13 protein-coding genes are annotated in these 15,472 nt (G+C 61.9%); 8 read left to right on the forward strand and 5 right to left on the reverse strand.

The window, feature by feature from the left end; all coding sequences use genetic code 11:
• Positions 1-381 precede the first annotated feature (381 nt).
• The 3 genes from ACTJKE_RS15480 to ACTJKE_RS15490 all read left to right on the forward strand — a co-directional run bounded on the left by ACTJKE_RS15480 (position 382) and on the right by ACTJKE_RS15490 (position 2,727).
• Positions 382-672, forward strand: coding sequence for an ArsR/SmtB family transcription factor (locus ACTJKE_RS15480; protein ID WP_058324177.1), 291 nt, complete (start codon positions 382-384; stop codon positions 670-672).
• A gap of 45 nt (positions 673-717) precedes the next feature.
• Positions 718-1,857 carry an alkene reductase gene (locus ACTJKE_RS15485; RefSeq protein ID WP_440636148.1) on the forward strand — a complete coding sequence of 380 codons (1,140 nt, stop codon included), beginning with the start codon at positions 718-720 and terminating at the stop codon, positions 1,855-1,857.
• 66 nt (positions 1,858-1,923) lie between these two features.
• Entirely contained in the window at positions 1,924-2,727 is an 804-nt protein-coding gene (locus tag ACTJKE_RS15490; RefSeq protein WP_058324175.1) for an aminoglycoside phosphotransferase family protein, read from the forward strand.
• Between the two features lie 2 nt (positions 2,728-2,729).
• Here the strand turns inward: ACTJKE_RS15490 and ACTJKE_RS15495 are convergent, their stop codons facing one another.
• Positions 2,730-3,299 carry a helix-turn-helix domain-containing protein gene (locus ACTJKE_RS15495; RefSeq protein ID WP_058328306.1) on the reverse strand — a complete coding sequence of 190 codons (570 nt, stop codon included), beginning with the start codon at positions 3,297-3,299 and terminating at the stop codon, positions 2,730-2,732.
• Between the two features lie 37 nt (positions 3,300-3,336).
• Here ACTJKE_RS15495 and ACTJKE_RS15500 point away from each other — a divergent pair, with 37 nt between their 5' ends.
• Positions 3,337-3,846: an N-acetyltransferase family protein gene (locus ACTJKE_RS15500; RefSeq protein ID WP_440691949.1), complete on the forward strand. Its 510-nt coding sequence runs from the start codon at positions 3,337-3,339 to the stop codon at positions 3,844-3,846.
• Between the two features lie 80 nt (positions 3,847-3,926).
• Complete coding sequence (locus ACTJKE_RS15505) at positions 3,927-4,889, forward strand: lytic transglycosylase domain-containing protein (RefSeq protein ID WP_440636000.1); 963 nt, start codon at positions 3,927-3,929, stop codon at positions 4,887-4,889.
• 49 nt (positions 4,890-4,938) lie between these two features.
• On the opposite strand, the gene ACTJKE_RS15510 is transcribed toward ACTJKE_RS15505, so the two are convergent.
• Positions 4,939-5,955 (reverse strand): NAD(P)H-binding protein, encoded by a 1,017-nt coding sequence (locus ACTJKE_RS15510; RefSeq protein WP_440636002.1) that lies wholly within the window; start codon positions 5,953-5,955, stop codon positions 4,939-4,941.
• A gap of 92 nt (positions 5,956-6,047) precedes the next feature.
• On the opposite strand from ACTJKE_RS15510, the gene ACTJKE_RS15515 reads away from it, so the two are divergent.
• Positions 6,048-6,977 (forward strand): LysR family transcriptional regulator, encoded by a 930-nt coding sequence (locus ACTJKE_RS15515; protein ID WP_440636004.1) that lies wholly within the window; start codon positions 6,048-6,050, stop codon positions 6,975-6,977.
• Positions 6,978-7,087: 110 nt separating this feature from the next.
• Here ACTJKE_RS15515 and ACTJKE_RS15520 read toward each other — a convergent pair whose 3' ends face one another.
• Both ACTJKE_RS15520 and gyrA read right to left on the reverse strand, forming a co-directional pair.
• Positions 7,088-7,483 carry a YybH family protein gene (locus tag ACTJKE_RS15520; protein WP_112996154.1) on the reverse strand — a complete coding sequence of 132 codons (396 nt, stop codon included), beginning with the start codon at positions 7,481-7,483 and terminating at the stop codon, positions 7,088-7,090.
• Positions 7,484-7,757: 274 nt separating this feature from the next.
• Positions 7,758-10,535: a DNA gyrase subunit A gene (gene gyrA / locus ACTJKE_RS15525; protein WP_058324169.1), complete on the reverse strand. Its 2,778-nt coding sequence runs from the start codon at positions 10,533-10,535 to the stop codon at positions 7,758-7,760.
• A 422-nt stretch (positions 10,536-10,957) separates the two neighbouring features.
• Between gyrA and ACTJKE_RS15530 the strand changes: the two genes are divergently transcribed.
• Positions 10,958-11,587: a MarC family protein gene (locus tag ACTJKE_RS15530; protein WP_057250268.1), complete on the forward strand. Its 630-nt coding sequence runs from the start codon at positions 10,958-10,960 to the stop codon at positions 11,585-11,587.
• Positions 11,588-11,709: 122 nt separating this feature from the next.
• Here ACTJKE_RS15530 and ACTJKE_RS15535 read toward each other — a convergent pair whose 3' ends face one another.
• Complete coding sequence (locus ACTJKE_RS15535) at positions 11,710-12,267, reverse strand: single-stranded DNA-binding protein (RefSeq protein WP_057250266.1); 558 nt, start codon at positions 12,265-12,267, stop codon at positions 11,710-11,712.
• Positions 12,268-12,546: 279 nt separating this feature from the next.
• Between ACTJKE_RS15535 and uvrA the strand changes: the two genes are divergently transcribed.
• Positions 12,547-15,468 (forward strand): excinuclease ABC subunit UvrA, encoded by a 2,922-nt coding sequence (gene uvrA, locus ACTJKE_RS15540; RefSeq protein ID WP_440691950.1) that lies wholly within the window; start codon positions 12,547-12,549, stop codon positions 15,466-15,468.
• The last annotated feature ends 4 nt before the right edge of the window (positions 15,469-15,472 follow it).

Raw genomic sequence — 15,472 nt, forward strand, 5'->3', positions numbered from 1 at the left:
CCCAGTGCCACCGCAGCAGCTGTTCCCCTCTGGAGGTTTAATTACCTTCACAACTTATAAGGGCCCAAGTCATCTTGTGGCCCTCTTTTTTTGTCTACTGTTTGAAGACGAGCGAGCCGTGACGAAAATCACAGTCGGCTATTGAAAGCCGATACTTCGCTTCCCATATCAAAATGCAGCTGATGCATTCTTGGTGGCTCCTCCTCCCCCGCCACCGCATTAGCTGTTCCCCTCTGGAGGTTCTTATTACCTTCACAACTACAAGGGCCCAAGTTTTCTTGAGGCCCTCTTTTTTTGCCTTCATGGTGTTCACGGTCTTGTTATTTGAATATCGGGTTTTAGCGATACATCTATCGATAAAACTCGATATGGCGATATACGATGGACCGAGACGAGATATTGAAGGCGCTTGCCCATCCAGTGCGGGTGAACATCCTCGCCTGGCTGAAAGAGCCCCAGCTCCATTTCCCAACACAGGAACATCCGCTCGATCTCGGCGTATGCGCCGGTCAGTTCGAACGCTGCGGCCTGTCGCAGTCGACCGTTTCCTCGCATCTCGCAGTGCTTCAGCGCGCCGGCCTCGTGACAACGCGCCGGGTTGGCCAGTGGATCTTCTACCGCCGCGATGAAGAGACGATTGCCGCCTTCCTCAAAAGCATCGGCGATCTCTAAAAGCAAACAGCTCCTCCCAAGCAGACCTCCATGAAAGGACCTCCCATGGCCTCGCTTTTCGACCCCATCACCATTGGCGACATCGCGCTGAAGAACCGCATCGTCATGGCGCCGTTGACACGCAATCGTTCTCCCGGCGCCGTTCCGAACACACTGAACGTCACCTATTACGAGCAGCGCGCGACTTACGAGCAGCGCGCGACGGCCGGCTTGCTGATCACCGAGGGAACGGCGATCACCCAGCAGGGCCAGGGCTATGCCGACGTGCCCGGTCTCTATACGCCGGAGGCACTGGAAGGCTGGCGCAAGGTGACGGATGCGGTGCATGCGAAGGGTGGCCGGATCGTCGTCCAGATGTGGCATGTCGGCCGTATCTCGCACAATTCGCTGCAGCCGGATGGTTTGAAGCCGGTTGCGCCCTCTGCAATCCGTGCCAAGTCCAAGACCTATCTGATCAATTCTGACGGTACCGGTTCCTTTGCCGAAACCTCCGAACCGCACGCGCTTGATGTCGCCGAGATCGGAGGTATCGTCGAGGACTACCGCAAGGCTGCGCGCGCTGCGATCGACGCCGGCTTCGATGGCATCGAGATCCATGCGGCCAACGGCTATCTCATCGACCAGTTCCTGCGTTCCGGCTCGAACCACCGCACGGATGCCTACGGCGGTTCGATCGAGAACCGTGCCCGCTTCCTGTTTGAGGTCATGGATGCCGTGACGAAGGAAATCGGCGCCGGACGCGTCGGCATCCGCCTTTCGCCCGTCACGCCGGCCAACGACGTTTTCGATCCGGAGCCGCAAACGCTCTTCGGCTATGCGGTCAAGAACCTCGCTCGTTATCCCCTCGCCTACATCCACATCATCGAAGGCGCGACGGGTGGTCCACGTGACCATCAGCAGGGCGACCGGCCATTCGATTATGACGCGCTGCGTTCCACCTATGTCGCGGCGGGCGGCAAGGCTGCCTGGATGACGAACAACGGCTATGACAGGGCGCTGGCGGTGAAGACGATCAAGGACGGCGAAGCCGATCTCGTCGCTTTCGGCAAATCGTTTATTGCCAATCCGGATCTCGTCGAGCGGCTGAAGCTCGACGCGCCGCTCAATACGCCGGATCAGACGACCTTCTATGGTGGCGGCGCCATGGGCTACACCGACTATCCGGCCCTTGAACAGGTTGCCTGACGCTCCCACATGGACAAATGCCCCGTCACCCGACGGGGCATTTGTCCATTGGGAAATTAACTCCTTATGTTTTCTAGATATTTTGAAAAATGGTCATTGCAGCCTGACGGCGAAATTATCGTCACGCCTTCCAGCCATCTTCAACCCGTCCGCTACCGCAACCAGTCGGCGATGCTGAAAGTCGCGCAGGATCCCGAGGAAAAGTTCGGTCGCCTGCCGATGCTCTACTGGAACGGGCACGGTGCGGCAAAAGTCTATGAGTCCGATGGCGATGCCGTCCTGATGGAGCGCACGGACAGCCAGCGCAACCTCTTTCACATGGCGATGACGGGAAGCGATGAAGACGTGACGCGCATCATCTGCCGCACCGTTGCCGAGCTTCATGCTCCGCGTTCGACACCCGTTCCCCAGGATCTCGTGCCGCTCGACAAATGGTTCGCTTCACTTGAGGCGGCCGCTCCTGCTCAAGGCGGCTTTTTTGTCCGTGCGCTCGAGGCGGCGAAAGGCCTGTTTGCCGATCCGGAACCACCTGTCGTGCTGCATGGCGACGTGCATCACGCCAACATCCTCGATTTCGGCGACCGCGGCTGGCTGGCAATCGACCCGAAGCGCGTCCTTGGCGATCGCGGCTACGACTATGCCAACCTGTTCTGCAATCCGGAGCTGCCCCTGGTCACCGCGCCGGGCCGGCTGCAGCGGCACCTGCCCATCGTCGCCGAGGAGACCGGCCTTCACCCGCGCCGCATCCTGAATTGGGTGTTGGCCTATGCCGGGCTTTCCGCCGCCTGGTTCCTGGAGGATGGTGACGACTTCGGCGTGGAGAGCGACCTGGCGATGGCGCAGATCGCAATCGCCGAGCTCGACCGTTAAGTTCAGCCGGTCCTCAACAGGACGACGGCGTAGATACAGGTCTCGCCGCTGGCGTTGCGGAAAACGCAATCCTGCGGCGGGCCAAGCTCCAGGCAATCCCCCTCGCCGAGAACATGGGTATCGAGGCCTTCCACAAAGGTCAGGCTGCCCTGCTTCACCCATATCCATCGACGATGAAGCGCATAGGCGGATGCCGGGATCGACACGTCGGCGCCTGCCGGAAGCTCGATCTCGACCAGTTCGAGCGGCAGCTCCGACATCGGTGACACGTGGCGCCGGAGATATCCTGTTTGTGGATCGCGCCAGACCGATTGGTCCCGGCGTCGCGACAGCCTGCCCTGGCTCATTTCTGCGCGCGCGATCAGGCTGGACATGGTGAGCCCGAACGCGCCCGCAAGCTTGGCGAGCAATGTTGCCGTCGGGCTGCTGTCGCCCCGCTCGACCTTGTGGATCATTGCGCGCGAGACACCCGAGCGCTCCGAAAGCTCGCTCAGCGACCAGCCGCGCGCTTCTCTTTCGAGCCGAATTCGTTCACTGAGCCGTTGATCCAGGCTGTCTACTTTAGTATCCATATCGTAGTCATATAGTGAACGAATGTGAGGAGCAAGCATGCTGATCCGAGCGGCCATCCAAGACGATCTGCCAGTCATCTGCGAGATCTACAACGACGCCGTGGCAAACACGACGGCGATCTGGAACGAGACCTTGGTCGACGTCGCCAATCGGACGGCCTGGCTGAAGGCGCGCGTGGACGCGGGCTATCCGGTGCTGGTGGCCGTCTCCGATGAAGGCGACGTCGTCGGTTATGCGTCCTTTGGCGATTGGCGCGCCTTCGACGGTTATCGCCACACGGTCGAGCACTCCGTCTATGTTCACAAGGATCGGCGCGGCGGTGGCATTGGCCGCGAGCTTATGGTCGCGCTGATCGCCGAGGCTGAGCGGCTGGGCAAACACGTGATGATCGCGGGCATCGAATCGGAAAACACGGCCTCGATCCGCCTTCATGCCCAACTGGGCTTTGTCGACACCGGCCGCATGCGCGAAGTCGGCACGAAATTCGGCCGCTGGCTCGATCTGACATTCATGCAATTGGTGCTCCCGACAGGTTCGCCGCGCTAGACCGTCTCGACAATGACCGTTTGTCGAGGCGGTCTTAGATGCTATGAACGCGCAAGGACTGTTTCTGGAAACACTTAAACGTGGGTCTTCGGCGGAAGGTGAGAGCGGGCGCTTGGGCACGGGTCGCGAGAGCGGCGCTGGCGCTGCTTGTCAGCCTTCCGGCATACAGAGCGGTCCCCGCGGCCGCTCGTATCGATGAGCTCCTCCCCCAACCGAAATGCGTCTATTCAGGGCGGTCTGTCATCGATCCCGCGAAGGCGCTCTGCATCAGCAAGGAGAACTTCGCCCGCGATGTTTGCGGCGTGATCGACCATTACGCGACGGTGAACGACCTGCCCGCGGCCTTCTTCGCCCGCCTGATCTGGCGTGAAAGCCTGTTCCGGCCGAATGCGGTCAGCCCCAAGGGGGCCGAAGGGATCGCGCAGTTCATGCCTAGAACGGCGAAGATGCGGGGGCTCAACAACAGCTTCGATGTCGTCGAAGCGCTGGGCAAGTCCGCGGAATATCTGAACGAGCTCAAGTCGCGCTACGGCAATCTCGGCTTTGCCGCCGCCGCCTACAATGCCGGAGAAAACGGGCTGGAGCGTTTTCTCGAGGTCGATTGGCTGCCGACTGAGACGCGCAACTACGTCCTGGCGATCACCGCCTACAGCGTCGAGGACTGGCGCGACAATCCACCGAAGACGCTCGACCTGACGCTCGACAAGGGCAAGACCTTTCTCGATGGTTGCGTGGCGCTCGCCAGCACCCGCAACCTTCGCGATATCGAGGTGATCGACGAAGCCGAATGGGCGCCCTGGGGCGTGCAACTCGCCGCGCACTTCCAGAAGTCGGTGGCGCAGCGATTGTTTGTGCGTGCTGCCAAGCGCCTGCCGGAACCGATCCGCAGCGAGAAGGCCCTCCTGCTCAGGGAGCGCAATGCCAGCTTTGGCCTCAGGATCCGCTACGCCGCACGCATCGGCCGCGAGACCCAGGCGGAAGCAAACAAGCTCTGCGCCACCATTCGCAAGAGCGGCGGCGCCTGCCTTGTCTTCAAGAACTAACGCCGGCTGCAACGGTTCGACGCGCTAGCCATGCGGTTAGCGAAGGGATTCACGCAAGAACGCGATCACCGGTGGCTGTGCTGCCCTCTGCCTCTGTCGGCATGCAACCAAGTCCCCTGAGCGTCGTTGCAACCGCCTCGTCGATTGGCGTATGCGGTTCTTCGCCGAGAACCGCCAACAGCCGCTCGTTCGGCATTCTCAGAGGCTCGCGCCAAACGTAGCGCATCTTGCGCAGTTCCCTGAACAGCGGGACGAAGGGCGCGGCAAGGCCGATCAGCCACCAGGGAAAAGCCCGAACGGGTAGCTCCGGCTTACCGACGACGCGGAGGATCGCCGCCACCATCTCCGTTCCGTTCCGGTCGAGGAAGCCGCGCATGTGATAGACGGCAAAGCGCGGCAGGCTTTCGGCACGCTCGACGAGGCGGATCATGGTTTCCGCGACATCGGGTAGATAGGCCCACTGGTGCGCGGTGCCTTCATGGCCGGGATAGGAAATCGCCGTCACCGGTTTTCCGGGCTTTACCAGCCCTTGCGAAAACCAGTTGTTGGCGGCTCCCGGGCCGAAGAAGTCTCCTGCCCGAACGATGATGACGCCGATGCCTGCCTCGGACGCGCCCTTCAGGCGACGCTCCATCTCCTTGCGGATCAGGCCCTTGTCGGTGTCAGGGTTCTGCGGGGCGTCCTCGGTCAGAATGGGAAAGGCATCCCGGCCGAAATTATAGATCGTTCCCGGCAGGAGGATGCGCGCGCCTGAGGCTTTCGCAGCCGCGATGGTGTTGTCGAGCATCGGCAGCACCAGGGTTCCCCAGTTGCGGTAGCCGGGCGGATTGACGGCATGCACGATCAGATCGACCCCTTCCGCCGCAGCGCGAACGTCGCGCGCGTTCATGGCATCGCCTTGCCGCCAGTCGAACGCCGGCTCCGCCTGCGCTGCCTTCTCGGCGTTTCGGTTCAAGGCGCGCACCTGCCAGGCGCGCCTGCTGAGCCCGCGTGCCACGGCGCTGCCAATACCGCCCGTCGCGCCGAGCACCAGCGCGCTCTTTGTTCTTTCCTGCATCTCGGCCATGTCTCGCTCCATCCGTTTCGATGAAGACAGGATCACGCAAAGCAGAGCTAAACGGAATTGCCGAAAAATCTTGATCAGATATACTGAAATATATGAGCAGAATAGATTTGAGCTGGGATTTCTACAGAACGTTTCTCGCTGTGCTGCGGGAGGGGTCGCTATCGGCGGCCGCCCGCGAGCTTGGCTTGACGCAGCCGACCGTCGGCCGGCACGTGGACGCCATGGAAGCGGCACTTGGCTATCCGCTCTTCGTGCGCTCCCCGCATGGCCTGCTGCCGACCGATGCCGCGCTGGCGCTCCGGCCCTATGCCGAGACGCTCTCCGCGACATCTGCGGCACTCTTGCGTGCCGCGTCCAGCCAGCGTGATGCCGTCAGCGGTACTGTGCGCATCAGCGCCAGCGAGGTCATCGGCATCGAGGTCCTGCCGCCGATCCTGGCGAAGCTGCACGAGGCCTATCCGGAGCTGATGATCGAACTCTCCGCCTCCGACACCGTGGAGGACCTGCTGCGTCAGGAGGCCGATATCGCTGTGCGTATGGTCGCGCCCGCGCAGGATGCATTGATCGCCCGCCACCTCGGCGTCGTCCCCATCAGTTTTCACGCCCACCGCAGCTACATCGCGCGGCGCGGCATGCCGCAGGCTCTGACCGATCTCGCCGATCACAGCCTGATCGGCTACGACCGGGAAACCGCCGCGATCCGGGCGATCATCGCCCGGTCGCCCGAACTGCCGACGGCACGGTTTGCGCTCAAGGCCGACAGCAACCTTGCCCAGCTCGCAGCGATCCGCGCCGGCTTCGGCATCGGCATCTGCCAGAACGGGCTGGCAGCGCGCGACCCCGACCTTCTCCCGGTGCTGCCCGGTCTCTTCGAGATGAAGCTCGATACCTGGCTGGTGATGCACGAGAACCTGAAGACGGCGCCGCGCTGCCGCGTCACTTTCGATGCGCTCGCCAAGGGGCTGCGCGACTACATTCGCGGTGTCGCACCCGCGGCCCAGGACGGGGATGCTTCCACTTAGAGCAACTCCAGGAAAAGTGCGAAACGGTTTTCCGTCCGGAATTGCGTAATTTCAAAGACTTAGGTCATTTCAGTGTTTCAATGAAACACTGAAATGATCTAGCGCGGCGACTACCCATCAAGCAGCGTTGTGCCGTAGGAATTGTCGATGACGCAAAGCCATTTGCCGGCATCCGTCTTGCGGAAGACATAGGTTGCCCGCCTCACGATGGAGACATCGGCGCCCTCCGCGTCCACCGTATCGAGCACCGTTTCCATGATGACGAGCGCGGTGTCGCCACCTTCGATCACTTTCATCTCGCCCTGGCGGACTTTCATCTGGTTCTTGAAATGCGCGGCGATCGCCACGAACGCCCTTTGGATCTGGGGCTTTCCGGTCGCGTAGAGACCGGGTTTGACGACCAGCGTCGCGTCGTCGGCGTAGAAATCCATAAGGCTCTCAAAATCTTCCGCCGTGATCGCACGGTCGGCAGCTTGGATAACCTGTTTCAGTTCGTGATCTGACATGTCCGTCTCCTAGAGGCGCAAGACGGATAGACAAAACCCGCCTTGCGGCGGGTTGCTGCTTTAGGAAAAGGAGCGCGCGTCAACCCACCATTCGATGAATGGTGCGAATAATCGAAGCGTTGACGTTGCCGACATTTTCCATGGTTCGCGCGTAACACGCTTCGATCTCGTGGGCAAGTTGCGTCGCTCGCAAAGGGACGCGTGCGCCGCCAATAGAAATGCCCGCCAAGATGGCGGGCTTTCAAAGTCCTTGGCGCTTCTATCGCGTGGGTAGTTAACCCTCGGATTCGGCTGGCGTTTCCGGCGCTCCGTTCTCGACGGCCGCCTCCTCGCCTTCCTCGTCGCCCTCAGGCTCGCTGATGCGCTCGACCGAAACGACCTTCTCGTCCTTGGCGGTCGAGAAGATGGTGACGCCCTTGGTCGCGCGGCTCGCAAGCCGGACGCCATTGATCGGCACGCGGATCAACTGACCACCATCGGAGACGAGCATGATCTGGTCGTTGTCTTCGATCGGGAAGGCCGCGACGAGTACGCCGATTTCCGTCGTCTTCGAGGTATCGGTGGCGCGGATGCCCTTGCCGCCGCGGCCCGAGGTGCGGAAATCGTAGGACGACGAGCGCTTGCCGAAGCCCTTCTCCGAGACCGTCAGCACGAATTGTTCGCGCGCCTTTAGTTCTTCGAAGCGTTCGTTCGACAGTTCGCCGCCGTCGGTGACTTCCTCGCCGACCAGAGCGATTTCTTCCTCTTCGCCATTCGTCGTGCGCCGCTCGGCGGCTGCACGCTTCAGATAGGCTGCCCGTTCCCACGGCTCGGCATCGACATGGCCAAGGATCGCCATCGAGATGATGCGGTCGCCGTCGCCGAGGTTGATGCCACGAACGCCGATCGAGTTGCGGCCGGCAAAGACGCGCACGTCGTCGACCGGGAAGCGGATGCACTGGCCGAGCGCCGTCGTCAGCATGACGTCGTCATGCTCCGTGCAGGTGTCGACGGAGAGGATCTCGTCGCCCTCCTCCTCGAGCTTCATCGCGATCTTGCCGTTGCGGTTGACCTGGACGAAGTCCGACAGTTTGTTGCGGCGAACCGTGCCGCGGGTCGTCGAGAACATGACGTCGAGGTTTTCCCAGGTCGCCTCGTCCTCGGGCAGCGGCATGATCGTCGTGATGCGTTCGCCGGGTTCCAGCGGCAGCATGTTGATCAGCGCCTTGCCGCGTGATTGCGGGGTGCCGATCGGCAGGCGCCAGACCTTCTCCTTGTAGACGATGCCACGCGAGGAGAAGAACAGAACAGGCGTATGGGTATTGGCGACGAATAGCCGGGTAACGAAATCCTCGTCCCTGGTCGCCATGCCCGAGCGGCCCTTGCCGCCGCGGCGCTGCGCCCGATAGGTCGTCAGCGGCACGCGCTTGATGTAGCCGAGATGCGAGACGGTCACGACCATATCTTCACGGGCGATGAGGTCCTCATCGTCCATGTCGGGGCCGCCTTCCATGATCTCGCTTCGGCGCGGGGTGCCGAATTCGTCACGGATAGCGATGAGCTCGTCCTTGACGATGGTCATGATGCGCAGGCGCGAGGACAGGATGTCGAGGTAATCCTTGATTTCCTCGCCGATCTTGTTGAGTTCGTCGCCGATTTCGTCGCGGCCGAGCGCAGTCAGGCGCTGGAGGCGCAGGTCGAGGATGGCGCGGGCCTGCTCTTCCGACAGGTTGTAGGTGTTGTCTTCATTGATCCGGTGGCGCGGATCGTCGATCAGCCGGATGAGGCTGTCGACGTCATGGGCGGGCCAGCGGCGTTCCATCAACTGTTCGCGTGCGGTCTGCGGATCGGGCGCATGCCGGATCAGCTTGATCACTTCGTCGATGTTGGCAACGGCAATTGCGAGACCGACCAGGACGTGGGCGCGGTCACGCGCCTTGCGCAGCAGGTACTTCGTTCTCCGGCTAACGACTTCCTCGCGGAAGGAGACGAAAGCACGCAGCATATCGAGCAGCGTCATCTGTTCCGGCTTGCCGCCGTTCAGCGCCACCATGTTGCAGCCGAACGAGGTCTGCAATGGCGTGTAGCGGTAGAGCTGGTTCAGGATAACGTCGGCATTGGCGTCGCGCTTCAGTTCGATGACGACGCGATAGCCTTGACGGTCCGATTCGTCGCGCAGATCCGAGATGCCCTCGATGCGCTTCTCGCGCACCAGTTCGGCCATCTTCTCGATCATCGTCGCCTTGTTCACCTGGAAGGGGATCTCGGTGATGATGATCTGCTCGCGGTCGCCGCGCATCGGCTCGACATGCGCACGGCCACGCATGATGACCGAACCGCGGCCGGTCTCGTAGGCCGAACGGATGCCGGAGCGGCCGAGGATCAATGCGCCGGTCGGGAAGTCCGGGCCCGGGATGATCTCCATCAATTCCGGCAGTTCGATCGCCGGATTGTCGATGAGCGCCATGCAGCCGTCGATGACTTCGACCAGGTTATGCGGCGGGATGTTCGTCGCCATGCCGACGGCGATACCGCCGGCGCCATTGACGAGCAGGTTGGGGAACTTCGCGGGGACGACGGACGGCTCGCTCAGCGTGCCATCATAGTTGTCGCGGAAATCGACGGTTTCCTTGTCGAGATCGTCGAGCAGCGTATGGGCCGCCTTCTGCAGGCGGCATTCGGTGTAGCGCTCGGCTGCCGGCGGGTCGCCGTCGACCGAACCGAAGTTGCCCTGGCCGTCGATCAGCGGCAGGCGGAGAGACCAGTCCTGCGCCATACGCGCCAGTGCATCGTAGATCGCTGCGTTGCCGTGCGGGTGATACTTACCCATCACGTCCCCGGTGACGCGGGCGCATTTGACGTATTTCTTGTTCCAGTCGATGCCGAGCTCGCTCATCCCGTAGAGGATGCGGCGGTGCACGGGTTTCAGACCGTCACGCACGTCGGGAAGCGCGCGGCTGACGATGACGCTCATCGCGTAATCGAGATAGGACCGCTGCATTTCCTCGATGATGGAAATCGGCTCGATGCCTGGCGGAGTTTTTCCGCCGCCGGGAGTGCTTTGCTCAGTCAATGGTGATCACGATCTTTGTTCAGAATCAGTCGGATATTTATAGCGGATTGCCACGGGAAGCGCCAATTTGCGGCCCTTCGCGCCGTTCACCCGCCAACCTGTGAAGATGTCACTGTAACGCTTTGATTCGCTGCATGATTCGTTCGACAGTTCAGATCAGGAGCCGAAGAGCCATGCGGCAGTTGTGAACAGTCTTTTGCCGCCGGAGCAGGCTTTTCTAGGGCATCGCGCGGGAAATCGGAAGACCCCTGCCGCCAATCGCCGCGACGCCGCGCATTTGCGGTCCGATTGCCGCAAGGGATTGCTCATTAAGTCATTGCTGAGACTTTGTTTGCCGCCCTCTTCCCAAGCCCGTGCCGCTTGCCTAACAATGCCTTCATGCCACCGGGAAAACCCGGGGCGAAATCCGGAAGGGGAAACGGATGTTCAATGTCGACCTCCTGGTCAATGCACTCACCACGCTTCTCGTCACGCTCGATCCGCCCGGCCTCGCGCCGATCTTCCTAAGCCTGACGGTCGGTCTCAGCCGGCAGGAGCGCTTTCAGGTGGCCACCCGCGGCTCGCTGATCGCCTTCTTCATCCTTGCCGCCTTCGCGGTGTTCGGCAACGGCATCCTCGGGCTGCTCGGCATCTCGATCGGCGCCTTCCGCATCGCCGGCGGTCTTCTACTGTTCTGGATCTCTTTCGAGATGATTTTCGAGAAGCGGCAGGAACGCAAGGAAAAGACCGGCGAGAACGCGACCACCAAGGATCACATCCATAACATCGCGGTCTTTCCCCTCGCGCTTCCCCTGATTGCCGGGCCAGGCGCGATCTCCGCGACGATCCTCCTCGCCGGCTCGTTCCCGACGGCGGTCGAGCGCACGCAACTCTTGATCGTCATCGCGCTGTCTATGCTCAGCCTGTTCCTTGCGCTCGTCATCGCCGAGCGCATCGATCGCTTTCTCGGCGTCACCGGCCGCGCCATCCTGACGCGCCTGCTCGGCGTCATCCTGGCGGCGCTGGCGGTGCAGTTCGTTGTCGACGGCGTCAAATCGGCAATGGCGCTTTAGAGCCGCGGCTGATCGCCTTTCGTCGCCGAACGAGCGACAAAGAGAACGGACAACAAAAAACGCCATGTCCCAGAGGACATGGCGTTTTGCGTCAATACTGATCGACACTGATCGATGGGCGATCAGAACGGGATGTCGTCGTCCATGTCGCGCGAGAAGCCACCGCCCTGGCCGCCTTGACCACCCTGGCCGCCGCCAGAACGTCCGCCGCCGGAAGACTGGCGCGACTGGTCGTAGTCGTCGTAACCACCGCCGCCACCGCCGCCGTAGTTGCTGCCGCCAAAGTCGCCGCCGCCACCGCGGCTGACGCCGGAGCCGCCGCCCTCGCCGCGACCGTCCAGCATCGTCAGCGTCGAGTTGAAGCCCTGCAGCACGATTTCGGTCGAATAACGGTCGTTGCCGTTCTGGTCCTGCCACTTGCGCGTCTGCAGCGCGCCTTCGATATAGAGCTTGGCGCCCTTCTTCACATATTGTTCGACGACCTTGCAGAGGCCCTCGTTGAAGACGACGACCGTGTGCCATTCGGTCTTTTCCTTGCGCTCGCCGCTGTTGCGGTCGCGCCAGGATTCCGAGGTTGCGATGCGCAGGTTGGCAATCGGCCGGCCGTCCTGCGTGCGCCGGATTTCCGGGTCTGCCCCGACATTTCCGATCAAGATTACCTTGTTGACGCTTCCAGCCATGTTGCTTTTCCCGTGGTTTCACCGGGCCGCCGGCCCAGCTTGGAATTTCAAGAGCGCGCATCTTAGCGGTCCGATGCCGCCGATACGCCCCGCCTCGCACATAATCCACAACAGATTTGGTCGTTTTATGGGCGATTTGTTCTTTCTTTGTTCTAGTATTTGGCTATGATCCTGTCAACCGACTCGAATTGGCCGCCTGTTTTGCCGATTGCGCCTCGACATGGGCGTTAGCGTCATTACATAGGGGGCTTTCAACCGACATGCAAAAGCTGGCTTCCGATGAGTGAACTCAAGACCATCTCCATTCGTGGTGCGCGCGAGCACAATCTGAAAGGCATCGACCTCGATCTGCCGCGCAACAAGCTGATCGTGATGACCGGACTTTCCGGCTCCGGCAAGTCCTCGCTCGCCTTCGATACGATCTATGCCGAAGGGCAGCGCCGCTATGTCGAGAGCCTGTCGGCCTATGCGCGTCAGTTCCTCGAGATGATGCAGAAGCCGGATGTCGACCAGATCGACGGCCTGTCGCCGGCGATCTCGATCGAGCAGAAGACGACCTCGCGCAACCCGCGCTCGACGGTCGGCACGGTCACCGAAATCTACGACTACATGCGCCTGCTCTTCGCGCGCGTCGGCGTTCCCTATTCGCCGGCGACGGGCCTTCCGATCGAAAGCCAGACGGTCAGCCAGATGGTCGACCGCGTGCTGGAATTCGGCGAAGGCACGCGCCTTTACATTCTTGCGCCGCTCGTTCGCGGCCGCAAGGGCGAATACAAGAAGGAACTCGCCGAACTGATGAAGAAGGGCTTTCAGCGCGTCAAGGTTGACGGCACCTTCTACGAGATCGCCGAGGTTCCGGCACTCGACAAGAAATACAAGCACGACATCGATGTGGTGGTCGACCGTGTCGTCGTCCGGCCCGACCTTGCCTCGCGCCTCGCCGACAGCCTGGAGACCTGCCTGACGCTGGCCGATGGTCTCGCCGTGGCCGAGTTCGCCGACAAGCCGCTGCCGCCGGAAGAAACCGCCGCCGGCGGTTCGGCCAACAAGTCGCTCAACGAGACTCATGAGCGCGTGCTGTTCTCGGAAAAATTCGCCTGCCCGGTCTCCGGCTTCACGATCTCCGAGATCGAGCCGCGCCTGTTCTCCTTCAACAACCCCTTCGGCGCCTGCCCGACCTGCGACGGCCTCGGCAGTCAGCAGAAGATCGATACCGCGCTGATCGTGCCGGAGGAACATCGGACGCTGCGCGACGGCGCGATCGCGCCCTGGGCCAAGTCCTCCTCACCTTACTACAACCAGACGCTCGAAGCGCTCGGCAAGGCCTTCGGTTTCAAGCTCGGCAATCGCTGGAACGAACTATCGCCCGCGGCGCAGAATGCGATCCTGCACGGAACGGAAGAGAAGATCGTCTTTCACTATGAGGACGGCGCCCGCTCCTACAACACCACCAAGAATTTCGAGGGCATCGTGCCCAATCTCGAGCGTCGCTGGAAGGAAACCGACAGCGCCTGGGCGCGCGAGGAGATCGAGCGCTACATGTCGGCGGCGCCCTGCCCGGCCTGCGCCGGTTTCCGGCTGAAGCCTGAGGCGCTTGCGGTCAAGATCGACAAGCTGCACATCGGCCAGGTCACCGAGATGTCGATCCGCATCGCGCGCGACTGGTTCGAAGCGCTGCCGGCGCATCTCAACACCAAGCAGAATGAGATCGCGGTTCGCATCCTCAAGGAAATCCGCGACCGCCTGCGCTTCCTCAACGATGTCGGCCTCGAATATCTCAGCCTTTCGCGCAACTCCGGAACGCTGTCGGGTGGTGAAAGCCAGCGTATCCGGCTTGCGTCGCAGATCGGCTCGGGCCTCACGGGCGTGCTCTATGTGCTCGACGAGCCGTCGATCGGCCTGCACCAGCGCGACAATGCCCGCCTGCTCGAAACGCTCCGCCATCTGCGCGACATCGGCAACACCGTGATCGTGGTCGAGCACGACGAGGACGCGATCCTGACCGCCGATTATGTCGTCGATATCGGCCCGGCTGCCGGCATCCATGGCGGCGAAGTCATCGCGCAAGGGGCGCCTGCCGACGTCATGGCCAACCCGAAATCGCTGACCGGCAAGTATCTCTCAGGCGAGCTTGCGGTTGCCGTGCCTGGAGAACGCCGCAAGCCCAAGAAGAAAAAGGAAATCACCGTCGTCGGCGCGCGCGCCAACAACCTGAAGAACGTCACCGCCTCGATCCCGCTCGGCGTCTTCACCGCCGTGACCGGCGTTTCCGGAGGCGGCAAGTCGACCTTCCTGATCGAAACGCTCTACAAGGCCGCCGCCCGCCGCATCATGGGGGCGCGTGAGAACCCGGCCGAGCATGACCGTATCGACGGCTTCGAGCATATCGACAAGGTGATCGACATCGACCAGTCGCCGATCGGCCGCACGCCGCGTTCGAACCCGGCGACCTATACCGGCGCCTTCACGCCGATCCGCGACTGGTTCGCCGGTCTGCCGGAGGCAAAGACGCGCGGCTACCAGCCGGGCCGCTTCTCCTTCAACGTCAAGGGCGGCCGCTGCGAGGCCTGCCAGGGCGACGGCGTCATCAAGATCGAGATGCACTTCCTGCCGGACGTCTACGTCACTTGCGACGTCTGCCACGGCAAGCGCTACAACCGCGAAACGCTCGACGTGCACTTCAAGGGCAAGTCCATCGCCGACGTTCTCGACATGACGGTCGAGGAAGGCGTGGAGTTCTTTGCCGCTGTCCCGGCGGTGCGCGACAAGCTGGTGACGCTCAACCAGGTGGGCCTCGGCTATATCAAGGTCGGTCAGCAGGCAAACACGCTCTCAGGCGGTGAAGCCCAGCGCGTCAAGCTCGCCAAGGAACTGTCGAAGCGTTCCACCGGCCGTACGCTTTATATCCTCGACGAGCCGACGACCGGCTTGCATTTCCATGACGTAGCCAAGCTTCTTGAAGTTCTGCATGAGCTCGTCAACCAGGGCAATTCCGTCGTGGTCATCGAGCACAATCTCGAAGTCATCAAGACCGCAGACTGGGTCATCGACTTCGGTCCCGAGGGCGGCGATGGTGGCGGCGAGGTCATCGCCAAGGGCACGCCCGAAGAGGTGGTCAAGGAGAGGCGCTCCTATACCGGCCAGTTCCTGAAGGAGCTTCTCGATCGCCGGCCGATGAAAAAGGTCGAGGCGGCGGAGTGAACGC

It is taken from the genome of Ensifer sp. 22521, assembly GCF_052044795.1.
GTDB lineage: Bacteria > Pseudomonadota > Alphaproteobacteria > Rhizobiales > Rhizobiaceae > Ensifer.